Genomic DNA, 25,810 nt, shown 5'->3' on the forward strand with positions numbered 1-25,810 from the left:
TTTGTTGTAAAACGTCTATACATGTCTAAAGAATTAAAAACAGGAATAATTGCATTAATCATTATTGTAATATTTGTTTGGGGATTTAATTTCCTAAAAGGACAAAATATATTGGATCCTGGGTTACGTGTTTTTAAAGTAGAATACGCAAAAATTGGAGGGCTTTCTAGATCTAGTGCAGTAACAATAAATGGTTTAAAAGTAGGTAAGGTAGATAAGATAGAGTTTGATACGAGTGTAGAAAAAAGAGGACACTTAATTGTTACTTTTATTGTAGACAATGATTTTCAGTTTTCTAAAAAAAGTATTGTAAAAATTTATTCACCAAATCCTTTAAGTGGTTCTAATTTAGCAATTGTGCCCAATTACGAAGGTGAAATGGCTGTTTCTGGAGATATTTTAGAAGGTGAAATGGAAGAAAGTCTTTTTACGTCTATAGGAGAAAGATTAAATCCGTTGCAACAAAAAATAGAAAGAGTAATTGTTAGAGCAGATACATTATTTAGTGGTGTTAATAAGATTTTAAATGACAAAACAATTAACGGTATAAATAGTTCTGTTTCTAATTTATCTGGAACCATACAAGATATTAGAAGTACAATACAAGCAGTAAATGCCATGGTTATAGATAATCAAGAGAACTTAAAAGTTACTTTTGAAAACACCAAAAATATTACCGAAAACTTTAGTAAAGTTTCTGATAGTTTAAATACTGTAGACTTTAATAAAATTATTAGAAAAGCAGAAGAAGCAGTTAGTAATTTTAATGCTATGTCTAAAAAAATAAACTCAGGAGACGGTACAATAGGTAAACTAATTAACGACAAAAGAATGTACGATAATTTAGAAGCAGCCACAAAAGAATTAGAAGAATTGCTAAGAGATATTAAACTTAATCCAAAAAGATATATACATTTTTCTATCTTTGGTAAAAGTCCAGAGCCTTACGACGAAGAAATAAAACCTAATTTTAACTAATAATTAGCCCCATTTACATGCAGTACTTACCAAATATCCTTTTTGCTATCGCATTAATTGCTGGTATCAGCTTTTTTGTGATGAATATCCGTAAATTATACAGAAATATTAATTTAGGTAAAAAAATAGATAGAACAGACAACAAGCAAGAACGTTGGAAAAATATGATAAAGATTGCTTTAGGGCAATCTAAAATGGTGAAAAGACCAATTTCTGGATTTCTACACATTGTTGTCTATGTTGGTTTTATCATTATAAATATAGAAGTTTTAGAAATTATTATTGATGGGCTTTTCGGAACCCATAGAATCTTTTTAGGTTTCTTAGGGGAAGCTTTCTACGGATTTTTAATAGGAACATTCGAAATTTTAGCATTCTTAGTATTTGTAGCGGTAATTATTTTCTGGACAAGAAGAAACGTTGCCAATATTAAACGTTTTTTAAGTTCTGAAATGAAAGGTTGGCCAAAAGCAGACGGAAATATGATTCTATATTTCGAAATGGTTTTAATGACACTTTTTATAGTGATGAATGCAACAGATACAAGTTTTCAGCAAGCTGGAATTGGAAACCCGATAAGTCAATTTGTTGCGCCATTATTTGATGGTTTTACAGCAGAAACTTTACATCTAATTGAAAGAGCAGCTTGGTGGATACACATTTTAGGAATCTTAGTATTCTTAAATTATTTATACTATTCAAAACATTTACATATTTTATTAGCTTTTCCGAATACATTCTTTGCAAACTTAAATCCGAAAGGACAATTTACAAACTTAGAATCTGTAACTAATGAAGTAAAATTGATGATGGATCCGGATGCAGATCCTTATGCTGCACCTGCAGAAGGAGCAGAAGAAGAGGTTCCAGAAAAGTTTGGAGCATCAGATGTTTTAGATCTTAATAAAGTACAGCTTTTAAACGCTTACACGTGTACAGAATGTGGTCGATGTACTTCTTCTTGTCCTGCTAATTTAACAGGTAAAAAGTTGTCTCCGCGTAAAATTATGATGGATACAAGAGATCGTTTAGAAGAAGTTGGTAGAAATATAGATGCCAATGGCGGTGCTTTTAAAGAAGACGGCAAGCAATTATTAAACGATTATATTACTCCAGAAGAATTATGGGCATGTACAAGTTGTAATGCTTGTGTAGAAGAATGTCCTGTAAATATCGATCCGCTTTCTATTATTATGGATATGAGAAGATATTTAGTTATGGAAGAAAGTGCTGCGCCACAAGAATTAAATTCTATGATGACAAATATAGAAAACAACGGTGCGCCTTGGCCATACAACCAACAAGATAGATTAAATTGGGCTAACGAAGAATAGAATTAATTTTTTTGATTTTAATTTTCTAGTATAGAAATTAAAATGAAACACTAAAATCTTAAAAGATGAACGTACCAACAATGGCAGATATGATGGCTCAAGGAAAACAACCAGAAGTGTTGTTTTGGGTTGGAGCAGCAGGAAGTTATGACGATAGAGCTAAAAAAATATCTAGAGCTTTTGTAAAAATTTTACACAAAGCAAATGTAGATTTTGCAGTTTTAGGAACTGAAGAATCTTCTACAGGAGATGCAGCAAAAAGAGCAGGAAACGAGTTTCTTTTTCAAATGCAAGCAATGATGAATATTGAAGTTTTAAACGGATATGAAGTAAAGAAAATTGTTACTTGCGATCCGCATTCATTTAATACACTAAAAAACGAATATCCTAATTTAGGAGGTAAGTATGAGGTACTTCATCATACACAGTTCATACAAAACCTTATATCAGAAGGTCGTTTAAATATTGATGAAACTACTTTACAAGGAAAAAAAGTAACTTTTCATGATCCTTGCTATTTAGGTAGGGCAAACGAGGTTTATGAATCTCCAAGAGATTTAATTAGAAGATTAGGTGTTAATTTAACAGAAATGAAACGTAACAAATCTACAGCTTTATGTTGTGGTGCTGGTGGTGCGCAAATGTTTAAAGATGCCGAAAAAGGAGATAAAGAAATTAATATTCTAAGAACAGAAGATGCTTTAGAAACAAAACCAGATATTATAGCAACAGGATGTCCTTACTGTAACACTATGATGACAGATGGTATAAAATTTAAAGAAAAAGAAGCCGAAGTTGTTGTAAAAGATATTGCAGAGTTAATTGCTGAAGCCAATAATTTATAAAGATGAAAAAAGTATTTTTTTTATGTTTTACTTTCCTTTTTCTTTTTTGTACTAAAACAGAAAAGAAACAAGAACCTCCTGTTGAAGTAATTCAGCAAATTGATACGGTAGCTCCTGTATCAGACGTAGAAGTACAAGAAGATGCTTTAATATTTACTTTACAGATTGCAGCATTAAAAAATACAAATGAATCTTTAGAAAACTTAGAAGGAGTCTCGCTATACTATGAGAATTCATTAACAAAATATAGATTAGGATCATTTAGTACGTATCAAGAAGCAAAAGAATCTTGCAGAGCTTTAAGAAAAAAGTATCAAGATGCTTTTGTACAAGCATTGTTAAATGATAAGCCTGTAGGGATTTCACAAGCATTACAAAATTAATTTAATGACGGATTCTTTTCAAAATACTGAGGTTTTTTCTTTCCCAGAAATAGAAAGTATAGATTTTAAGAAGATAGAAAAGAATTATTTTAAAGTTATATTAATTAACGTTCTTATACTATTCTTAACCTTGTTTATTGGTGCATTTTTTGTAGTTTATAAAGATTGGTTAGAATTAGGACAACATTATATATGGATATTTTCTGCGCTTATATTACTTTTAATTTTTACAGTAATTTTTGAAATTTTAGGTTTTAAGAAAAGAAAATATGCAGTAAGAGAAAAAGATATCTCTTACAAAAAAGGACTTTTGTACAAGAGTTTAACTACGGTTCCTTTCAACAGAATACAGCATGTAGAAATAGATCAAGGGCCAATTTCTCGTTTTTTCGGATTAGCAACTTTAAGTGTTTTTACAGCAGGTGATAGTAGCGACGATTTAAAAATTAAAGGCCTTTTAAAAGAGCAATCTTTACATATTAAAGAATTCATCACTAATAAAATAGATGGATAAAATAAACGATTTTAGCCAATTTAGAAGACAATCTAAAAAAGGAATTATTGTAATTTATCTTAACTTAATTTACAAGTTTTTAAAAGCTTTTTGGATTTTACTTTTTTTATTTATTCAAAAGTTTTCTAAAATTACTCAAGAAACGCTTTTATATATTTATTTAGGTGTTGCAGTTCTATTGATCTTCTTGTTAGTTCGTGCCTATTTAATTTTTAAAAACTTTAAGTTTAAAGTAGAAAACAAACATTTTGTTTTACAAAAAGGAATTATAAAAAAAACAAATACCTCTATTCCTTTTGATAGAATTCAGAATATAAATTTCAAGCAGAATATTATTCAGCAGATTATAAATGTACATGAAGTTAATGTAGAAACTGCAGGGTCTAGTGAAGCAGAAATTTCTATAAAAGCACTTTCTTTTAAAGATGCAAAAGACTTAAAAAATATTGTTACGGTATTTAGTGATAAGGAAAGTTTAAAAGTAGAACAGGTAGAAAAAGAAAAAGAGAAACCACTTTTAAAAATAGGTTTCTTATCGTTGTTAAAAGTTAGTCTTACAGAGAATCATTTGCAAAGTTTATTGTTGTTGTTTGCCCTTTTAGTTGGTTTTTTTCAGCAAGTAGACGATTTATTTAAAGGTTTAGGGAAAAAAGAAGAATTAAGTAATTTTATTTCAAACAATGCTTCAGCACTAAAAACAAGTGTGTTTTTAATTGTAGGTTTGTTAGTCTTTTTATCTATTGTTGCTGTTTTAAGTTCTATTGTACGTGTTGTTTTTAAACATTTTAACTTAACTGTTTTTATAAAAAATGATGCATTAGAAGTTTATCAAGGTTTAACTACTAAAAAATCGGTAATTTTAAAGAAAAGTAAAATTCAACACATAACTATTTCTACCAATCCCATTAAAAGAAAGTTAGGAATCTCTTTTATTACTTTTAAACAAGCAATAAGTGGCAAGGTAAATAAAAAGCAAAAAGATAAAATTATAAGAATTGTTGGCTGTAAAGAAGAACAAGTAACCGAGGTTAAAAGCCTTTTGTCCTTTAATAAAGAACTACAAGATATTAGCTTTCAAAATTCTAATATTTACTTAAAATACAGAAATTATATCAGGTCTTTATTTTTCTTTATTCCTTTAAATGTATTGTTCTTTTTTGGAATCGAGGAATACAATGCTTTTTGGATAAATCTAATAATTATTCCTATTTATCTAGTTGCTGTTCATTTTTTTTACAGAAAGAGAATTTTTAAATTTTCTAAGGATGTTCTATTAATTGGTACAGGAATTTTAGAAACTCATAAAACATATTTGCCTTTTTTTAAAGTACAAAATATTAAGATGAAGCAAAGCATTTTTCAAGAAAGAAAAAACGTAGCAGATTTGGTTTTTCAAACAGCTTCTGGTAAAGTAAAACTACCATGTGTAGATTTTGATAAAGCATTGCATATTTATAATTATACCTTGTTTAAAGTAGAAAGTAGTACAAAATCATGGATGTAAAAAGTTATATAAAAGCGGCACGCTTAAGAACACTTCCTTTATCTATTTCTGGAATTATTATTGGTAGTGCTTTAGGATTTAATGAATTAAATACAGAAGGTTCAGTTTTAAAATCGCCTATTTTTTGGTTGGCTATTTTAACAACAATCGGGTTTCAAGTATTGTCTAATTTTGCAAACGATTATGGCGATGGTGTAAAAGGAAGTGATAAAAACAGAACAGGCGAAGCAAGAATGGTTTCTTCTGGAGCGATTACTCCGAAACAAATGAAAAACGCAATGATTGTGACTGCAATAATTACGATTTTAATTGCTTTGGCATTAATTTATGTTGCTTTTGGTAGCGAAAATTTCGTGTATTCAATCTTATTTTTTGGTTTAGGAATTGCCTCTATTGTTGCAGCAATAAAGTATACAGTTGGTAATTCTGCTTATGGTTACAGCGGATTTGGTGATTTGTTTGTGTTTTTGTTTTTTGGTTTACTTAGTGTGGTTGGTAGTTACTTTCTGTATACAAATCAACTGAATTTAACTATTTTTTTACCTGCTATTTCTGTTGGTTTGCTAAGTACAGCTGTTCTTAACTTAAACAATTTAAGAGATAGAGAAGAAGATAAAGTAAATAATAAGAACACATTGGTTGTAAAACTAGGGTCTAAAAAAGCTAAGAAATATCATTACTTTTTAATTATTTCTGCACTGGTTTTTGCATTGATATATGTTTTTATAGATTTTACTTCTATTTATCAACTAGTTTTTTTGATGGCATTTTTACCTTTAATTAAAAATATCAATACAGTTTCTAAAAATAAAATACCTTCAGAATTAGATGGAGAATTAAAAAAAGTTGCTTTAAGTACTTTTTTGTTTGCTATTTTATTTTCTGTTGGTCAACTTTTTTAAATTATTAAAATGAAAACAATAAAAATTATTTTAATCATTATTTCGGTTTTATTCTTGGCCTTTTTAGCTACAGGTCTTATTGTTAAAGAAACCAAATACAGTGCTAAAGTAGAAATTGATAAGCCTATTACAGAGGTTTTTAATAATTTCTCTAAAATCGATAGCATAAAAAACTGGATACCAGAAGTACAATCTGTAGAGGTTGTAAAAAACAATCCAGGAATTACAGGTAGTATTTATAATGTTGTAGTTATCAATCAAGAACAAGAAATCAATTTAACAGAAAAAATTGTAGCATATGTTCCGAATGAAAAACTAACGTTGTTTTACGACGCAGAAAATATGTTGAAAAAAGATGATTACCTTTTTACAGAAAATAACGGAAAAACAACAATTACGTTAAATGCAAATTGCCAAAGCGATTCTTTTATAATGGCATGCATGTTCCCTTATTTTAAAAGCACTTTTAGAGAACAAGACCAAACGTATCTTAATAATTTTAAAGATTTTATTGAAAATAAATAAGTTTTAAATTGATAAAAGCAGATTATAAAAAATATATTTTAAATTTTAAAAACCCTAGCGGAACATCGCGTGGAGTTTTAAGAACTAAAGAAACTTGGTTTATTATTCTTAGTAAAGATGGTAAAAAAGGATTCGGTGAAACAGGTTTGTTTAGAGGGTTGAGTATAGATGATGTTAAAGATTACGAAGAAAGACTTAACTGGGTTTGTAAAAATATTCATTTAGGATTAGAGGTTTTATTGACCAAATTATCAACTTATCCATCAATTCAATTTGGTTTAGAACAAGCTTTTTTATCCTTAGAAAGTAGTAATGGTTTTAATTTGTTTCCGTCAGAATTTACAAAAGGAAATAAATCGATAGCGATTAATGGTTTGGTTTGGATGGGCGATAAAGCCTTTATGAAAACTCAAATAGAAGAGAAACTTAAAACGGGTTTTACTTGTATTAAAATGAAAATTGGTGCGATAGATTTTAAAACCGAATTGAGTCTCTTAAAATCTATTAGAAAAGAGTTCACCTCTAAAGAAATAGAATTAAGAGTTGATGCAAATGGAGCTTTTGGTTCTGGTGAAGCTTTAGAAAAGCTAAAACAATTATCAGAGTTAGATTTGCACTCGATAGAGCAACCAATAAAACAAGGTCAACTAGAAGAAATGGCTAAATTATGTGATCTAACACCATTACCTATCGCTTTAGATGAAGAGTTAATTGGTGTTTTTTCAACAGAAGAAAAGAAACAAGTTCTAGATATAGTGAATCCGCAGTATATTATTTTAAAACCAAGTTTAATTGGCGGATTTAAGGGAAGTGATACTTGGATTGAATTAGCAGAAAAAAAAGATATAAATTGGTGGATTACATCTGCTTTAGAGAGTAATATTGGCTTAAATGCTATTGCGCAATACACGTTTAGTTTGCAAAATAATTTACCGCAAGGTTTAGGAACTGGTGGTTTGTTTACTAATAATTTCGAAAGTCCGTTAGAGGTTGTCAACGGATCTTTAAGGTATAATAATTCTGTAAAATGGAATTTTAAATTATAAATAATGAATTTTATACAACAAGCATATAAAGGTAAAAATGAATGGTATCATTGGGTTTTTACAATTATTTTAGTTTTCTTAGGATGGCAAATATTAGGTATAATTCCTTTAGCAATGGCTGTTGCGGCAAAATCGAAAGATATAAATGAATTTGTAGAATTTGCAGAAAGTAATTTTATGACGTCTGGCTTAGATAAGAATTTATTATTGTTTCTAATGATTTTAACCTTTTTTATAGGGTTGATGTTTTTGTTTATCAGTATTAAATTTATTCATAAAAGAACAATTAAATCATTAATTACAAGTAGAGATAAAGTCGATTGGAAACGTTTTTTCTACGGATTTTTTGTCTGGGGAATTTTAGCAATCGTACTTTCTTATATCGGTATTTTATTAGCTCCAGAAAATTTTACTTGGAATTTTAATCCGAAACCATTTTTTATATTACTGGCAATTTCTTTTTTGTTTCTGCCTTTTCAAACTACTTTAGAAGAGTTGTTGTTTAGAGGTTATTTAATGCAAGGTTTGGGTATTTTAGCAAAAAATAGATGGTTACCATTACTTTTTACCTCGGTTGTTTTTGGTCTTTTACATGGCGCAAATCCCGAAGTTGCTAAACTTGGGCAAATATCTATGGTGTACTACATTGGTACTGGTTTGTTTTATGGTATTGTAACTTTAATGGATGAAGGAACTGAAATTGCATTAGGTTTACATGCAATCAACAACATAACTGCTGCTTTTTTTATAACTACAGATTGGAGTGTTTTTCAAACAGAAGCTTTGTATATTGATACCTCAGAACCATCTGTAACTTGGGAGATGTTTCTACCTGTTTTTGTTTTATATCCTTTAATGCTTTTATTATTTTCAAAAAAATATGGTTGGTCTAATTGGAAAGAAAAGTTGACTGGTCGAATAACAAAACCAATTAATTTAAAAGAAAATTATAGGGTTTTAGATGAATTATAGTAAGAATTACATTCATAATAGCTTTCAATTAAACGGAAACTCATTTAGCAATTCTGTAGAGTTATTAAATTATGCGTCTAAAATTTCTAAAGATGTTTTTCTATTTCTAGAAGAATGGTTTTCCGATAGTAATTCAGTAATCATACAAACCTCTGGTTCTACAGGAAAGCCTAAAAACATAGAGCTTCAAAAAGAGAGAATGTTTAATTCTGCTACAGCTACAGGTAATTATTTTAATTTAAAAGCAGAAACAACTGCTTTGTTATGTTTGCCCGCTAGTTATGTAGCTGGTAAGATGATGTTAATTAGAGCACTTACTTTAGGTTGGTCTTTAGACATTGTTACACCAAATTCAAATCCATTAGAAAATGTTTCTAAAATTTACGATTTTTCTGCGATGGTTCCTTTGCAAGTAGAAAATTCTATCAATTATTTAGATAAGATACGTAAACTTATTGTTGGTGGTGGTGTAGTTTCAAACCCTTTATTAGTAAAACTACAAAATGTTTCTACGGATGTTTTTGCTACCTACGGAATGACGGAAACGATAACACATATTGCTGTTAAAAAGTTAAATAACTTTTCAACATTAAAAACCAATTTCAATAAATCTAACTTTTACAAAACCATGCCAAATGTTACTATTTATGTTGATGAAAGAAACTGTTTGGTAATTAATGCAGTAAAAGTTAGCGAAAAAGTATTGTTTACAAATGATGTTGTTCGTTTAATTTCTGATACTCAATTTGAATGGTTAGGTAGATTTGATAATGTAATTAATTCTGGCGGAGTGAAATTACAACCAGAAGTAATAGAAAGTAAGCTAGTTAAAGTATTACAAAAACCTTTTTTTGTAGCAGGAATTTCAGATGATTTATTGGGAAGTAAATTAATTTTGATCATTGAAGATACTGATGATAATACTTCAGAAAAAAAAGAAGGTATAATCAATAAAATAAAATCTTTAAATCTATTTACTAAATTTGAAATACCAAAAGAAATTTATTTCATACCAGAATTTATGTATACAGAATCTAGTAAAATTCAAAGAAATAAAACTTTAAATTTATTAAAATTCTAATCGAAATTTAAAAGATAGTCTCTTAAACTCTCATTTTCTTCTAAGTTTAATTTCTTTTTTATTCTGTAACGAGCAGTTTGCACAGATCTAGGATCTATCATAAAAATTCTTGCAATTTCTTTTGTTTGCATATGAAGTTTTATAAACATGCAGTGCCTTAGTTCTGTCTCTGTAATATTAGGATGCTTTTCAATTAACTTATCATAAAAATTGTTATGTAATGCATTAAAATGTTCTGTTAATGTTTTCCAATCTTCATCTCTTTCTAGAACACTATCTATTTGATTGATAATTGTTTTTACTGTTTTTTTATCTTCGGTTTTAAGACCTTTTATGTCAGCTTTTATCTCTTTAAAGTATTGCTTATTATGAAGTAAATTTGTGGTTAACATCATAATTTTTTTATCTCTATTATTGTTTTTATTCTTTAGAGAGGCTATTTTTTTATTTTTCTCTTTATTTGTTTTCTTAAAACTTAATAAGGTAAAATAATACCCAAAAATTCCTAGAATAAAAATTACTATTATTAAGAGCACTATAATTTTAAGGTTATAATTGGTACTTTCTAAACTCTCTTTTTGAATGGCAATTTTATCATGTTCTAATTTAGAATTTAGAATTTCAATTTTATTTGATAATTCATTGTTGGTTCTATCTTTGTTTTCAAGTACAAAAGACAGAATTTCTGGGTTTTTATGCCCAATTAATTCTAAACTGAAAATACAATCGCTAGAATATTCATAAGCTTGATGTATAGAGATGCTGATTGTATTTTTACCTTTTACAAAAATGTTGTTTTCAAAAAAATGTTGATAATATTTCTTTTCTTCTGCACCTTTGGTAGTACTGCTAGCTAAAGTAGTTTTTCCAATAGTAATGTTTGGCATATTATCTCTAAAGAGTTCTTTGCCATTTACATATACAACTGCACCGTCATCTCTTTTTAATTTAAATTCGTAAGCAATATAGTCATCATCAATAACTATATTTTTTTTAAAATATTTAGTGATATGTTTTTTGTCTTTATCACCTCCGTAGCTAATTGTAGTAGTTAATTTTTTATCTCCGTAACCTATTGGTGTCAGTCCTTTCTGCCAATTAGTTAGATCTTTTAGATTTGTCCAATCACTTTCTAGGTAACCTTTATCATAATAAAACCAATAATCTTGATCTTTAACAAGTACCTCTTGAGAACAGGCTGTGCTAAATTGTAGTATAAATAAAAGTAAGGTTAAATTTTTGTAAAATCTTAACAACTTCATTTTTAGGTTTTTATTGTTTTGTGTAGTGCAAATATAGTAGTTAAATTGTAAAATTTTAACAGTTGTAGTAGATAAGTTGGGTTTAAAATTTAACATTCTCATAAAAGAATATTATATTTGTACAGATAGTGAATAAGCTATGTAATAATAAGATTGGGGGATTGAACTTATTGCATAAAATATTCAAAAAAAAAGTCGTGATTTAATTATCACGACTTTTATTATATTGTATCATGCCGAAATTTTAGATTTCCATTGAGTGGTAAACATTTTGAACATCATCATCTTCTTCTAATTTTTCTAATAGCTTTTCTACATCAGCTTGCTGATCTTCTGTTAATTTAGTTGTTGTAGTTGGTATTCTTTCAAAACCAGAAGATAAAATTTCTACATTATTTTCTTCAAAGAAAGATTGTATTGCTCCAAACTGCTCAAAAGGAGCGTAGATAATAACACCTTCTTCATCATCAAAAACTTCTTCAACTTCAAAATCTATTAATTCTAATTCTAATTCTTCCATATCCATTGTAATATCTTCTTTTTTCAAAGTGAAGTTACAGGTATGGTCAAACATAAAAACAACAGAACCAGAAGTACCTAAGTTTCCATCACATTTATTAAATGCTGCTCTAACATTTGCAACAGTTCTATTATTGTTATCTGTTGCCGTTTCTAAAAGAACTGCAATACCGTGTGGTGCATAGCCTTCGAATAAAACTTCTTTATAATTTGCAGTATCTTTATCTGTTGCTTTTTTAATGGCACGTTCTACATTATCTTTTGGCATATTCGCCGCTTTGGCGTTTTGAATAACTGCACGTAAACGAGAATTTGTTTCTGGGTTTGGGCCACCTTCTTTAACAGCCATTACAATGTCTTTACCAATTCTGGTAAATGTTTTTGCCATTGCAGACCAACGTTTCATCTTCCTTGCTTTCCTAAACTCAAATGCTCTACCCATTTCTTTGTTTCTTTAAAATTATAGCTACAAATGTAAAAATTTGAAGTCTGTTTTACAATTATTTTAAACTTCAATTACGATTAAAATATACCTATAAGTAGGTATTGTTTTGGTGAACTTTTTAAGATAGTTTTATATCTATTCTAAAACTCTATCAATTATGAAAAAAATTACTCTTTTATTATGTGCTTTTATTTCTTTTTCTGTTTTTTGCCAAGTAAAATTAACGTCCTCATTAGGTGAATACGAAGATTCTGGTGTATGGAAAAAAAGTTATCAAGAATTATACGAATATAGCAATAATGGTAATTTAATTAGTCAAATATACCAAGATTGGGATCAAACGAATTCGGTATGGAAAAATCAATATTCATATTCATTTTCATATAATGCAAATAACAATTTAATTATAGAGGTTGACAAAGATTGGGATGAAAGCTCTAAGACTTTTGTAAATTCATATAAGTATGAGTATACTTATAACGCAGATGGTAAAGTAGAACAGTTTTTTGATTTTGATTGGAGTAACGGACAATGGGTTTTAAATTCTAAATTTGAAATAAATTACGATTCTAATAAGAGAATTTCTAATGGATTAAGTTATGATTGGAATGGTGCTACTTATGTGTTAGAAGATAGAACACTAATTTCTTACAATACTAACAATAAAATTTCACAATCTGTTTTTGAAGAATGGGACGGTACTAATTGGCAGAATTCTGATATTACAACTTATACGTACAATGCTAGTAATAAATTGGTTTTAGAACTAACAAAAACTTGGAATGGTATTACATTTATAGATGATTCTAAAACAGAATATACTTATGATATAAACGGAAACCTAACAAATGAAATAAATTTTTATTTAGAAAATGGTATTTGGGTAGTTGGTAGTAATGGTACATTTACTTATGATACTACAAAACTACTTTCTATTTATACGCATCCGTTTGTAGATAGTACAGGATTAGATTATATTTTTTCTGGATTTCCTTACATTAACAAATTGCTTACCTCTAGTTATGCAAATAGCGATAGAACTACATATATTTATGGAGATGCTACAGCAAGTTTAAATCATATAAAATTAGAAGATTTTAAGGTCTATCCAAACCCAACAACTTCTATTATCAAAATAGATGATAGTAATTTTTCTTTAAAAAATATTGAAATCTACAACATTGTAGGTAAAAGAATAATGAGCTCTAATAAAAACTATTTGAATTTAGAAAATTTGGTAAAGGGTACTTATTTATTAAAAGTACAATCTAATGAAGGAAATTTTGCGACAAAAAGTATAGTTAAAAATTAAGAAAAAGAAAAAAGGGTATATCGAGTTCATATTTACTTGAAATATGAACTCGATTTTTTATTTTAATAAATTATAAGCTTGTTTCGCAATCTCAATTTCTTCATTTGTTGGAATTACTAAAACTTTTACTTTAGATGTCTTAGTTTGTATTTCTCTAATTTTTTTAGATCGAATACTATTTTTATCATGATCTAATTGTATGCTTAGTGCTTCTAAATTGTGGCATGCTAATTTTCTCATTAAAGCAGAATTTTCTCCAATACCAGCTGTAAAAATAATAGCATCTAATCCGTTTAAAGCAGCATTATAAGAGCCAATATATTTTTTTATTCTATAAGAAGCAAGGTTTAAAGCGTTTTCACAATCTTGATTTCCGTTCATAGCTTTTTCAGAAATTTCTCTTAAATCAGAAAAACCTGTAAGCCCTTTCATACCAGAATTTTTGTTTAATAAATTTGATGTTTCCTCTAAAGACAGATTTAATTTTTTCATCAGAAAGAATAGTACAGAATGATCGATGTCTCCAGAGCGAGTTCCCATAATCAATCCATTAGATGGTGCAAAACCCATAGAAGTATCAATACATTTACCATTTTTTATTGCTGCCATACTACAACCATTACCAAGATGAATACTTATAATTTTTTTGGAATGTGCTTTTCCTAAATATTCTATTGCTTTCTCTGAAACGTATTTATGACTAGTACCATGAAAACCATATGCTCTAACATGATTTTCTTCTAAAAAAGAATTTTTAATAGCATATTGATACGCCTCTTTTGGCATTGTTTGATGAAAAGCAGTATCAAAAATTGCTATTTGTTTTGCAGAAGTAAAAATAGTTTCTGCAATTTCTATTCCTGTTAAATTTGCAGGATTGTGTAACGGCGCTAAATCATATAAATCTCTAATACTGTTTTTAACTTCTTGGTTAACAATTGTTGTTTTGTTAAATTTATTACCACCATGAACAACTCGATGACCAACTGCATTAATTTCAGAAACACTATTAATTACACCTATTTTAGAATCTAACAAAGCATTTGCAACTTTATGCAAACCCTCTTTATGATTTAAAATTGGTAAGGTTTCTGTAGTTTTTTGATGATTGTTTTCATGTGAAAAAATAGCATCTTTCATACCAATTCGTTCTACCAAACCAACACATTTAACGGTTTCGTTTGGCATTTCAATAACTTGATATTTTAAAGAAGAAGAACCTGCATTTAAAACTAAAATATTCATAATTAATTTTGATTTGCTTGAATTGCTGTTAATAAAACCGTGTTAAAAATATCATCAATTGTACAACCTCTACTTAAATCGTTTACAGGTTTATTTAAGCCTTGTAACATTGGGCCAATTGCCAATGCGCCAGTTTCTCTTTGTATTGCTTTGTAAGTATTGTTTCCGGTATTTAAATCAGGGAAAATTAAAACAGATGCTTGTCCTGCAACCTCAGAATTTGGCATTTTAGTTCTTGCCACAGACATATCTACCGCTGCATCGTATTGTATTGGTCCTTCAATTTTTAATTCAGGATTTTTTGTCTTAACAAGTTCTGTAGCTTTTCTAACTTTTTCTACTTCTTCACCTTTACCAGAGCTACCAGAAGAATAAGAAAGCATTGCTATTTTAGCTTTTATACCAAAAGCTTCTGCAGATTGGGCAGAAGAAATTGCAATTTCAGACAATTGTTCTGCATTTGGATTTGGGTTTACAGCGCAATCTCCCATTACAGAAACTCTATCTGATAAACACATAAAAAATACAGAAGAAACAACAGAAACTCCGGGTTTTGTTTTTATTAATTGCAATGCAGGTTTTATGGTGTGCATTGTTGTGTGTACTGCACCAGAAACCATACCATCTGCTAAACCTTCCATAATCATTAAAGTACCATAATAAGAAACGTCTCTAGTTAAATCTAGTGCAGTAGTTTCTGTCATTCCTTTATGTTTTCTTGATTGATATAAAGTGTTGGCAAAACTTTTATTATGAATTGAATCTTCTGGATTTAAAATATTGATTTCATCTAAATTAATTTGTAATCCTATTTGATCACATTTTAACTGAATAGTATTTCTGTCTCCAAGTAAAGTTAAATCTACAATATTTAATAACTGTAATCGAGCTGCAGCGGCCAAAATACGCTCGTCATCACCTTCTGGTAAAACGATATGTTTTTTTTCTACTCTAGCCTTTTGTAATAAGTTATATTGAAACATGCTAGGTGTTAACTTGTCAGACTTATGTGAAGTTAAAATATTTGTTAAGCCTTCTGCATTTACATACTTATCAAAGGTATCTAATGATAAAAGAATCTTTTTATTATGTGTTGCGTATATTTTAGATTTTACACTTCCTATTTTATTAGAAATACCAAAAGTACCACCATCAACAGAAATAATTGGCACAGTAGATTGCACACCTTCTATCAATTTTATAATAGATTCTTCCGGAATTAATGTTCCTGTTAAAATAATTCCTGCAATTTTAGGATAATTCTTAGAAGCATTTGCTTGTAAAGCGCCTAAAATAATATCTGCTCTATCACCTGGTGTTATAACCAAGGCGTTTTCTTTAATTCTTGTTAAATAATTTCTTAGTTGCATTGCGCCAGTACTATAACTGCCAATTGCATTTTCTAAAAATTGTTCACCAAAAAGTACACGACCATTTAAAGCCTTTAAAACTTCTTTTACAGTTGGAAAAGAAAGAAAATCTATCTTAGGAATAATATCTATTTGTAGTTTTTTTGGGAAACTGTTTGTTAGTTCTGTTCTAATATAATCAACTTCATCAACTTCAATTTTATTTGCAACAATACCAATAACATCTACTTCTTTATTTATAAAAGAATTGTAAGATAATTGCATTGTGTTAATAAAGTCTTTTTTCTTTTTACCGTTACCAGAGCCCACAATAAGCGCAGGAATGTTAAGGTTTTTGGCTATCATTAAGTTTACGTCTAGTTCTGTAAAACCTCCATCGCCAGAAAAATCGGTACCTTCTACCAATACATAATCATAATTAGCTTCTAGCTTTTTATATTTTTTTATAACATGATGTATAACTTCATCTTCTTTTCCTTCACTTAAAAGTTCTACAACTTCACTTTGCGTGTAGGCAAAACAATCTTTATAATCTATTTCTAAGTTGAAAAAATTTATGGCTGTATTTGTGTGTTCGTCATAACCATTTTCATCAATTTCATTTATAATCGGTCTAAAGTAACCAACCTTAGCAGATTTGGTTAACATCATTCTTAATAAACCTAAAGAAATTAAAGATTTACCACTATCAGACTCTACAGTAGCAATATATATAGCTTTACTCATGTTTTTATTGTATTGTTTTGCAAAAATAAGGCATAAAAAAATGACTAATTGTGATATTAGTCATTTATTATTTATTTTGATATAATTACAAGTTATTCTAAATGCATAAATATCATTTTTTCACCTTTACTAATTCTATCTTTTGCTATTTTATGATTCTCCTCGAAATCTTCTAAATTTGTGAACTTACAAATTCCGTAAGAATATTGATATTTGATGACTTCAAAATCAAAATCTGTTAATTTTTTTTCATTTGAATTGCAAGTTGAAAAGACACTCTCGCAGGGAACTTTTGATGTATTGTGGAATTGACCTAAAGTTTTATAAAAGTTTACAAGTAAGAAATTGGCATTTACATCTCTACTAACATTTCTGTACTTATTTAGGTTAAGTTCTAATTTTGCATCATAAATTCTAGAACGATTCCATTTAATATAGTAATTAACATAATTGTTGTTAATTATATCTTCGGAATATTTTTTAGAATTATTTTCATCTAATTGATATATAATGTAATTTGATGCGTTAATGTTGTTGACAAACTTAATATCTAAAGAATCTATATTTTGAGATAGATTATTAGCTGCATCCTCTATTTTATTTCTATAAAATTGATTTAAAGATGGCGCAAAATAAATTTTTAAAGGCTCTTTCCATAATTTCATATACTGATTTTTATTACTAGAGACTTGATATTTTTGATATACAATATCTTTATAAATCTCTAAAAATAAAGAATCTTTAGGTTCATATTCTACTGATTTTGCATTCAAATATCTTTTATCATTGTCTTCGACTAAAGTATCATTGTTATGAATTCTGTAAAAATGAGTATCTAAGTTTATTTTTTTATTTGGATATTTTTTTTTGTAATCTTCTAATTTTATTAATCTAATTTGTCTATTCTGTTGGGCGAAAATAGCTAGTGACATAAAAAATAGTAGATATAAAATGTTTTTCTTTTTCATAGCTTTTATATTATTTAAACTTGTAAAACTCCCATATTAAATTGTTTTTCAATAGGAGCGTGGTTTGCTGCTTCAATTCCCATAGAAATCCAAGTTCTGGTATCTAACGGATTAATTACCGCATCTGTCCAAATTCTTGCGGCCGCATAATATGGTGAAATTTGTTTATCGTAACGAGATTTTATCTTGTCAAATAATTCGGCTTCTTTTTCTGGAGTAATTTCTTCACCTCGTTTCTTTAAAGAGGCAGTTTCTATTTGTAATAAAACTTTTGCAGCAGAATTACCACTCATAACAGCTAACTCAGCACTAGGCCATGCAGCAATTAATCTTGGATCGTAGGCTTTACCGCACATGGCGTAATTACCAGCGCCGTAAGAGTTACCAATAACAATGGTAAATTTTGGCACCACAGAATTACTAACAGCATTTACCATTTTGGCTCCATCTTTTATGATTCCGCCATGTTCAGATTTAGAACCTACCATAAAACCTGTTACATCCTGTAAGAAAACCAATGGTATTTTTTTCTGATTACAATTGGCAATAAAGCGAGTAGCTTTATCTGCAGAATCATTATAGATTACGCCACCAAACTGCATTTCTCCTTTTTTAGTTTTTACTAATTTACGTTGATTGGCAACAATACCAACTGCCCAACCATCAATTCTGGCATAACCAGTAATTATGGTTTGCCCATAACCTTCTTTATATTGTTCAAATTCAGATTTATCTACCAAACGCTTAATAATTTCTAACATGTCATATTGCGCATTTCTTTCTCTTGGTAAAATTCCGAAAATATCATCTTCATTTTCTTTTGGCGGAAAAGCTTCAGTTTTACTAAATCCGGCTTTGTCGTAATCGCCAATTTTATCAACAATAAATTTTATTTTGTCTAAAGCATCTTTATCGTCTTTGGCTTTATAATCTGTTACACCAGAAATTTCGCAATGTGTGGTAGCACCACCTAAAGTTTCGTTGTCTATAGATTCACCAATTGCAGCTTTTACCAAATAACTTCCTGCTAAAAATATACTTGCAGTTTTATCAACAATTAAAGCCTCGTCACTCATAATTGGTAAATAGGCACCACCAGCAACACAACTGCCCATAACAGCAGAAATTTGTGTAATACCCATACTGCTCATTATGGCGTTATTTCTAAAAATTCTACCAAAATGTTCTTTGTCTGGAAAAATTTCATCTTGCATTGGTAAATAAACACCAGCAGAATCTACCAAGTAAATAATTGGTAATTTATTTTCGATAGAAATTTCTTGAGCACGTAAATTCTTTTTTCCTGTAATAGGAAACCAAGCACCAGCTTTAACAGTAGCATCGTTAGCAACAACAATACATTGTTTACCTTTAATGTATCCCATTTTTACAACAACACCACCAGAAGGGCAACCGCCATGTTCTTCATACATCTCATCACCAGCAAAAGCTCCTATTTCTATAGATTTAGCATTTTTGTCTAACAAATAATCGATTCTTTCACGAGCAGTCATTTTACCTTTTTCGTGATGTTTATCAATTCTTTTTTGTCCGCCACCTAAATTTACTTTTACTAATCTTTTGCGTAAGTCTGAAGCTAAAAGCTTGTTATAATCTTCGTTTTTATTGAAGTTAATATCCATAGGAAATCTTTTCTTAGTTTTTGCTAAATTAATAAATATACTTGTGAAATTCTTCTTAAAACCTCTAGTTTTTAAGTAAATGTTTAACGATTTTTGCTAAATATGTAATTTAATTGCTATTTTCTTAGCAAAGAGAAATTTCCTCTCTTAGAAATGATGGGTTTACTGCTATCCACAGGAATTAAATTTACCGAATACCAATAACTGCCAGAAGGAAGTATTTTACCATTACTTGTACCATTCCAGCCGTTGCTATCTAAAGGAATTTCGGCTAAAAGTTTTCCGTATCTATCAAAAATTCTTAGAGAAGTGGCTTTATAAAAAGTATTATTAACACCTTTTATTTGCCACGTATCATTAACTCCGTCTTCATTTGGTGTAAAAAATTTTGGATACTCTATTAAAGAAACTAAAAGTTTAGCAGTACCACAACCATCTTTATTTTCGACAACAACATTGTAAATTCCTCCTTTAAGATTAGAAAAAATATTATTTTCTTGAAAAGAACGGATTATGTTGCCATTTTCATCTTCTAGAGCATATTCAAAAGTTTCGTTTATGGTTGGATTTTTCGGAATATCAATTTCGATACTTAAACCAGAACTAGAATTTGTGGTATCATCTATAACTTTTACAAAGGCTTGGTCTAATTGGTCGAAACCAGATTTTTGAACTACAATCGTTTTAGAATTTTCGCAAATTGTATTGTCTTTACTAAACGCAGTTACTGTATATTTTCCTCCGTCAGAAATTTGTATTGATGTTGAATTTCCACCTATTGGTGTTCCATTCTCATTTCTCCAAACGTAATTGTAATCATCTGCAGGATTCTTCACTTCTAAATTATAAGGAATATTTTTAGCGCATATAATTATAGGGTCGTTTGGTGCTTCACCTTCGACTTCAAACACAGGAATAGTGTTCGTTTTTAAAAAGAGTTTGCCAATTCCTTCACAATTATTATTGTTCTTATTTTTAATTTTGATAAAAATAGTTTGATTGTAAGCGTAAGCCGGATCTGAGTTGTTTCTATAGTTTGAGATATCAATTATTGGGTTTACAGCTGCGTTTCTGTCGTCTGCATTTTTGTAAAATGATACAATTATATCAGATTGAATTGCAGTTGGAAATTTGTTTATTATTTCTTGTCTTGCGGCGCTAAAATTGAAATTTGTAATTCCGTCTATGTCAGAATTATCAACATTATCATTGCCGTTTATGTCTAAAAAATCATCACAAGATTCAAATGTTTTGTCATAATCTACATCAGTAACATAAGCTGCATTAATTTCTATTTTAGAAATTGTATAACAATCAAATTCAGAAATTGTACGAACCCAAGCTTCGGCATAACCAGCAGTTACCGGGTAATGTTCTTTATCTGTTATTTCTGATGTACCATTAATAGCGTCTGTTTCTGTTTTGTAATATTTAAAACTATGAGTTGAGTTGTTGCTTATATTTATTTCCGCTTCGGTAAGATTTACTACAGTATTTTCACTCGGATCATCGGCACATTGTAAAATTGTTGCAACCGGATTCAAAATTTCGGGTTTACGATTTACGGTAATTTTTACCGCATTTGAAGTTACATTACATGCGTTACCGGTTCTCGATAAAATGACTCTAAATTGATGATTATTATAACTTTGTAAAACATTATTAATTTGAAGGTCTTTAGTTAGTGTGCCGCTATAAATTGTATTGTTACTTAATGTGGTAAAACTACTACCATTGTCTGTAGATAGTTGCCACTCATAAGCATCTGCAGTTGCATCGATTGTTAAAATACCTATGGTTTCTTCGCACAATATAAAGTCTTGAAAAGGTATATTTATATTTATAGGAGCAGAGGTTATGTAGTCTAAATCTGGAGATGTATATCCATCAGAATTATTAATTACTTTACCATTATTATTTACATCAAAAGTTGATGTATCTAGAATTCCGTTATTGTCATTGTCATTAAAACCAGCTTCAAAAACATCAAAACACGCATCATTATCTGCGTCTAACTCAGTAAAATTAAAGATAGAATCTGCATCTGAATCTAAAATTGTATAATTTATTAGTGTACTAGATTCTTCTAAGGAGTCCTCTAATCCGTTATTATTAATGTCTGTAAATGTAATTAGAATTCCGTTAGAGTTTATGTTTTTATCATGGTTGGCTTCAGTAGCATCAAAAATTCCGTCATTATCAGCATCTACATCCAAATAGTTTTTTATGCCATCATTATCGGTATCTAAATTGGTTGTGTTAGAGTTGAAAACATCATCAATACCATCAGAATTTGTATCAGTATTTAATAAGGTTATTTCTTTACCATAAGCATCAAAAAGATCTGGAATTCCATCGTTATCAGAATCAAGATCAAATAGATCTTCTACACCATCATTATCTGAGTCTCTAGAAAAGCATGTAATCGCATAATTACCATTAAAAGTCGAAGCATCTGTATTTGTTGCGGAATGATAAAAATGAATTTCATTGATTTGATTTGCTACAAATTGAAATGTACTTGCTGTACCAGCAATTGATGTGTTGTATTTAAACTTTATTTCGGAAGCAGAAAATTGTGTAATTCCAGATTCGTAAATATTATCATTATTTGTATCTACCAATAATTGATTGTCTGGATTTAAGAGTGTGATATTTTTATTTTCTGGTTTAATTTTTATAATAAAATATTCATCTTCTTTAACTTGATGAGTTGCCGAAATTGTTTGTTTTAAACTAAAATTTATGTTTTGAGAAAAACTTAATTTAAATTCATTTACCGCATTTATATCATTTATTAATGTACTTGTAAAATCACCATTATTAGTACCTGAAAAAGAATTATTAGTATCGCTTTGCATAAGAAAAGACGTTGTAATTATGTCTTTAACTGTGCCGTCTTCTAAAATTACGATAGGCGTATCTAGGTTAGAAAGGTTTATGTTGGCGTTGCCAAGAGATTCATCACAATTTAAAATTCCGTCGTTGTCGATATCTAAATCAATATTATCTATAATTCCGTCACTATCGTAATCATCAGGGCAAATATTTACCAAAATTTCATTTGAAATATATTGGTTGTTAGAACAAGTTATTTTTCCTATCAACCTATACTTACCAGGTTCTGAAATTAAAGGTTTGTATGACGAGGCGTTACTTTTAAAATCCCAATTATTTATTAGTTCGTTAAAATATTGCCATTCAATTCCACCATCAAAAACAGTTGTATTTGCTGCATTTAAAGTAAGATCGTTTCCTAAGCAATTACCAAGTGAAGAGATGTTAACATCAAAATTTATTTCTGGATTAGACGGAAAACCAGAATAAAAACTACCAGAAGAAGCAGCACCATTTTGATTAAAATAAGCGCAATAAAGTTCTTCGCTACTTTCTATGGATATATTTCCGGTTAAATCGGAGACTTGATAAGTTACATAATCTGTATTTCCATCAACATTAAATGGGCCGGTTGTGTTAAAATTAGATATTACTTTAGAGTTTATTTTTAAAGTTGCATTTTTATTAGTTACTATTGTTACACCGCCTGCAAAATCTACATTACCAATACTTTCTATATTTGGTATATTATCTACCTTACCTCTGCTTTCGCAATTTAAAGGAGGTACAAAAAATAAACCTTGATTTGCTTCACTGTTATTTGCGCCAACGCCTTGGTAAGCAAAGGCAGGTTTAGAGGTTTCTACAAACATATTACCAAACGTATTGTACTCATCTCCTTCTATAAGAGTATAGTCTCCTTTATCAAGAGTCGTAAATAGACCTTCACCATTTATTCTTACCTCTGTATTGTCTTCGTGAGCGACAATTAGAACATTTTCCCAATTATTATTTCCGTCACCTTTTACAAATATATATTCACTACCAGTTTTACTGGGAATCATTAATTTTTCGATACCAACAATTTGATCAAAACCATAATCTCTTCCGCCACCGTCATGAAAACTTCCATTCGTTGAACCAGAGTTAACAACTATTGGTTTATCAGATTCTATCAGAGCACCAATTAATCCATCTCTATTTATGGTGTTTTCAAAACTATTTGCGGCAACAATATAGCTTTCGCCTTCATTTAAATTTATAGTAATTGGTAATGTACCGCTATAATTTTTTATTGAAATTCCGGTTGGTATATCAGAAAAAACAACTTTTGTATTATTTTCTGTAGCCATAACAGATATAAAACTTAAATAATTGTCTTGAGGATTTTGATTCGTAAACATACCGGCTCTAAAGGTTTTTCCTAAAGCAGCATTTCCTTTACTTACCAATGCGCCCGCTTGCGCGCCACCGCCAGCTAAAACTCTTACAGACACGTAAATTGCATCATTGGCCTCTATAATGTAACCTTTATTGTTTGTAATTTGACTAGTTGAGGGTGATGCTACAAATAACTGAGTATTACCGGTGCCAATAGGTATTTCTTTTGGATCTGAGTTTGAAACTACACCTTGTAGAATAGAAGTACTCGGTTGACCAACGGGTATAATCTTATAAGTAACATTTGTGTTACTTGGTGTAGAAATGTATAAATATTGATTTTCTGGATTTGCGTTGCCAAACTCGGCACTAGTTAATGGCGGAATAAAGTGCTTTTTACTTAATTGCGCATAGCTATTTTCTACAAGAGTAAAACAGATTGAAAAAAAAAAGATTATTAAGGTTGTTTTTTTAAACATGTAGAAAAATTATTTGAGTTAAAAATAATAAGAAATTAAGAAATATTTTATAAACTTTTAAAAACTTTATTTTTTTTGTAACAAAAAAGAATTTAAGGCAACATATATGTAAAGTAAATATTCTTTTTTTGAAAAAAAATAACGAAATTGCTACACTTAAAAAAATTGTTCAACTTAAAAAATACAATGCAATATGTCTGATGATTTTGATTTATTAGAAACCAATTCAACACAAAAAACAGAAAAAGTAGATGTAAACTGGGGGAAAGCTATTGATACCATGAAATCGAAACTTTCTCAAGAAGAAGATCCAGAAAAACGTCAAAAGATCTTAAATGCAACTTTAGATGATGTTGTAGATATGGCAAAAGAAGACAGAACTTCTTTACTAGATGCTATTAAAGATTTAACAGATTATCAAGACGAAGTAGGTATTAAGTTCGAAGGCTTTTCGGCATTAAACGAAGCAGAACAAAAAGTAATAGACGATGCCCAAAAAGCATTAGAAAGAGCAAGAGTAGAGTTAGAAGACGCACAAAATAAACCAGATACTTGGTGGAATAATTTATGGGGAAGAAAATCTAAAATTAAAAAAGAAGAAATGGAATTTGCAGCAGCAGAAAAAGTACGTGCTGGTGCAGACAATAAAGCAAAAGCACTATTTCAGCAACGTATAGAAAGTGCAGATATACAAACACTTTTAGGAGAACTTTCTTTTAAATCTCAAGCAGCGGTTACACGTTTAAAAAACAGAGAAGTAGAAATAAAAGAAGTAGAAGAAAAGCTAAAAACTGCCATTGTAGAAGCTTCTAAAAACCATACCAAAGCTTTAGAAAAAAAGAAAGAGGTAGAAGACAAGCTAGAAGAACAATACGCATTGTTAAAACAAGCAAGACAAGAATTAGATGAAATTGCAGACAAACAATCTACAGCATACTCAGAAGCAATAGGTAAAGTAACAGCAATAGAACAAAAAGTAGAAGAGTTAGAAGGCCTTAAAAATGCTTATACAACACTTGCAGCATCTAAAGATAGCTTTGTACATAAACACAATTTAACAATTAAAGTTTTAACTTCTTTGCGCTCTAATTTACAAACGCATAGAGCAAAATTAAAAAGTGATACCGAAGAAAGATTAAAATATTACGATGGTTATATTGTAGCATTAAAAGCAAGAACAGATCAAGAATTTGCAGCAATTTTAGAGCATTTAGGTGTAAAAACAGATGAACATATTGGTGAAACTTTAGCATCTATGCACTCGGCAAGTGCAAGAGCTCGTCAAGACATGATGGATAATATTCCGGTTCACGAAAAAGTAATGAAAGGTGTTTATAGCACATATGCAGAAGCATTGCATGAAATTAGAGAGAAAGATGTAGACATTCAAAAAAACTTTGCAGACAGATATGGTATCGATATGAAAGAAATTTTCGAAGACTACTACAAAGCAGATGCAAATGCACCAACAGGAGACGGTGCAACACCAGCAGAAACTCCAAAACCAACAAGTTCTAACGACGATATGTTGTCTTAAAA

Annotated in this window: 20 protein-coding genes; 13 read left to right on the forward strand and 7 right to left on the reverse strand. The window is 29.4% G+C overall.

Annotation, left to right across the window (positions count from 1 at the left end; genetic code table 11):
• The first annotated feature begins 21 nt into the window (after window positions 1-21).
• From BXQ17_RS00400 to BXQ17_RS00450, 11 genes are all read left to right on the forward strand, one after another.
• Window positions 22-978 carry an MlaD family protein gene (locus BXQ17_RS00400; protein WP_077808718.1) on the forward strand — a complete coding sequence of 319 codons (957 nt, stop codon included), beginning with the start codon at window positions 22-24 and terminating at the stop codon, window positions 976-978.
• A 17-nt stretch (window positions 979-995) separates the two neighbouring features.
• Window positions 996-2,312, forward strand: coding sequence for a (Fe-S)-binding protein (locus BXQ17_RS00405; protein ID WP_077808719.1), 1,317 nt, complete (start codon window positions 996-998; stop codon window positions 2,310-2,312).
• Window positions 2,313-2,377: 65 nt separating this feature from the next.
• Window positions 2,378-3,157: a (Fe-S)-binding protein gene (locus BXQ17_RS00410; RefSeq protein ID WP_077808720.1), complete on the forward strand. Its 780-nt coding sequence runs from the start codon at window positions 2,378-2,380 to the stop codon at window positions 3,155-3,157.
• A gap of 2 nt (window positions 3,158-3,159) precedes the next feature.
• Window positions 3,160-3,540 carry an SPOR domain-containing protein gene (locus BXQ17_RS00415; protein ID WP_077808721.1) on the forward strand — a complete coding sequence of 127 codons (381 nt, stop codon included), beginning with the start codon at window positions 3,160-3,162 and terminating at the stop codon, window positions 3,538-3,540.
• A 4-nt stretch (window positions 3,541-3,544) separates the two neighbouring features.
• Window positions 3,545-4,054, forward strand: coding sequence for a PH domain-containing protein (locus BXQ17_RS00420; protein WP_077808722.1), 510 nt, complete (start codon window positions 3,545-3,547; stop codon window positions 4,052-4,054).
• Window positions 4,047-5,558 carry a PH domain-containing protein gene (locus BXQ17_RS00425; RefSeq protein WP_077808723.1) on the forward strand — a complete coding sequence of 504 codons (1,512 nt, stop codon included), beginning with the start codon at window positions 4,047-4,049 and terminating at the stop codon, window positions 5,556-5,558. Before BXQ17_RS00420 ends, BXQ17_RS00425 begins: the two co-directional genes overlap by 8 nt.
• Window positions 5,549-6,460, forward strand: coding sequence for a 1,4-dihydroxy-2-naphthoate octaprenyltransferase (gene menA / locus BXQ17_RS00430; protein WP_077808724.1), 912 nt, complete (start codon window positions 5,549-5,551; stop codon window positions 6,458-6,460). The genes BXQ17_RS00425 and menA overlap by 10 nt, the downstream gene beginning before the upstream one ends.
• 9 nt (window positions 6,461-6,469) lie before the next feature.
• Window positions 6,470-6,985: an SRPBCC family protein gene (locus tag BXQ17_RS00435; protein WP_077808725.1), complete on the forward strand. Its 516-nt coding sequence runs from the start codon at window positions 6,470-6,472 to the stop codon at window positions 6,983-6,985.
• 8 nt (window positions 6,986-6,993) lie between these two features.
• Window positions 6,994-8,031 carry an o-succinylbenzoate synthase gene (locus tag BXQ17_RS00440; RefSeq protein WP_077808726.1) on the forward strand — a complete coding sequence of 346 codons (1,038 nt, stop codon included), beginning with the start codon at window positions 6,994-6,996 and terminating at the stop codon, window positions 8,029-8,031.
• A 3-nt stretch (window positions 8,032-8,034) separates the two neighbouring features.
• Window positions 8,035-9,003, forward strand: coding sequence for a CPBP family intramembrane glutamic endopeptidase (locus tag BXQ17_RS00445; protein WP_077808727.1), 969 nt, complete (start codon window positions 8,035-8,037; stop codon window positions 9,001-9,003).
• The gene (locus BXQ17_RS00450) at window positions 8,993-10,084 is read left to right on the forward strand and encodes an AMP-binding protein (RefSeq protein ID WP_077808728.1); all 1,092 of its coding nucleotides are present in this window, start codon (window positions 8,993-8,995) and stop codon (window positions 10,082-10,084) included. The genes BXQ17_RS00445 and BXQ17_RS00450 overlap by 11 nt, the downstream gene beginning before the upstream one ends.
• Here the strand turns inward: BXQ17_RS00450 and BXQ17_RS00455 are convergent.
• Complete coding sequence (locus tag BXQ17_RS00455; protein ID WP_077808729.1) at window positions 10,081-11,346, reverse strand: hypothetical protein; 1,266 nt, start codon at window positions 11,344-11,346, stop codon at window positions 10,081-10,083. The genes BXQ17_RS00450 and BXQ17_RS00455 overlap by 4 nt on opposite strands.
• Window positions 11,347-11,590: 244 nt before the next feature.
• Window positions 11,591-12,307: a YebC/PmpR family DNA-binding transcriptional regulator gene (locus BXQ17_RS00460; RefSeq protein WP_077808730.1), complete on the reverse strand. Its 717-nt coding sequence runs from the start codon at window positions 12,305-12,307 to the stop codon at window positions 11,591-11,593.
• Between the two features lie 160 nt (window positions 12,308-12,467).
• On the opposite strand from BXQ17_RS00460, the gene BXQ17_RS00465 reads away from it, so the two are divergent.
• Window positions 12,468-13,622 carry a T9SS type A sorting domain-containing protein gene (locus BXQ17_RS00465; RefSeq protein ID WP_077808731.1) on the forward strand — a complete coding sequence of 385 codons (1,155 nt, stop codon included), beginning with the start codon at window positions 12,468-12,470 and terminating at the stop codon, window positions 13,620-13,622.
• Window positions 13,623-13,679: 57 nt separating this feature from the next.
• On the opposite strand, the gene BXQ17_RS00470 is transcribed toward BXQ17_RS00465, so the two are convergent.
• The 5 genes from BXQ17_RS00470 to BXQ17_RS00490 all read right to left on the reverse strand — a co-directional run bounded on the left by BXQ17_RS00470 (window position 13,680) and on the right by BXQ17_RS00490 (window position 24,271).
• The gene (locus tag BXQ17_RS00470) at window positions 13,680-14,867 is read right to left on the reverse strand and encodes an acetate/propionate family kinase (RefSeq protein WP_077808732.1); all 1,188 of its coding nucleotides are present in this window, start codon (window positions 14,865-14,867) and stop codon (window positions 13,680-13,682) included.
• A 2-nt stretch (window positions 14,868-14,869) separates the two neighbouring features.
• On the reverse strand, window positions 14,870-16,963 hold the full coding sequence (gene pta, locus BXQ17_RS00475; RefSeq protein ID WP_077808733.1) for a phosphate acetyltransferase: 2,094 nt from the start codon (window positions 16,961-16,963) through the stop codon (window positions 14,870-14,872).
• 92 nt (window positions 16,964-17,055) lie between these two features.
• On the reverse strand, window positions 17,056-17,931 hold the full coding sequence (locus BXQ17_RS00480; protein ID WP_149025839.1) for a hypothetical protein: 876 nt from the start codon (window positions 17,929-17,931) through the stop codon (window positions 17,056-17,058).
• Between the two features lie 14 nt (window positions 17,932-17,945).
• Window positions 17,946-19,574, reverse strand: coding sequence for an acyl-CoA carboxylase subunit beta (locus BXQ17_RS00485; RefSeq protein WP_077808735.1), 1,629 nt, complete (start codon window positions 19,572-19,574; stop codon window positions 17,946-17,948).
• 116 nt (window positions 19,575-19,690) lie between these two features.
• Window positions 19,691-24,271 (reverse strand): T9SS type B sorting domain-containing protein, encoded by a 4,581-nt coding sequence (locus BXQ17_RS00490; RefSeq protein ID WP_077808736.1) that lies wholly within the window; start codon window positions 24,269-24,271, stop codon window positions 19,691-19,693.
• A gap of 193 nt (window positions 24,272-24,464) precedes the next feature.
• Here BXQ17_RS00490 and BXQ17_RS00495 point away from each other — a divergent pair, with 193 nt between their 5' ends.
• The gene (locus BXQ17_RS00495; protein WP_077808737.1) at window positions 24,465-25,808 is read left to right on the forward strand and encodes a microtubule-binding protein; all 1,344 of its coding nucleotides are present in this window, start codon (window positions 24,465-24,467) and stop codon (window positions 25,806-25,808) included.
• Window positions 25,809-25,810 lie beyond the last annotated feature (2 nt).

The organism is Polaribacter sp. BM10 (assembly GCF_002005425.1).
In the GTDB taxonomy this organism is placed as follows: Bacteria; Bacteroidota; Bacteroidia; order Flavobacteriales; family Flavobacteriaceae; genus Polaribacter; species Polaribacter marinaquae.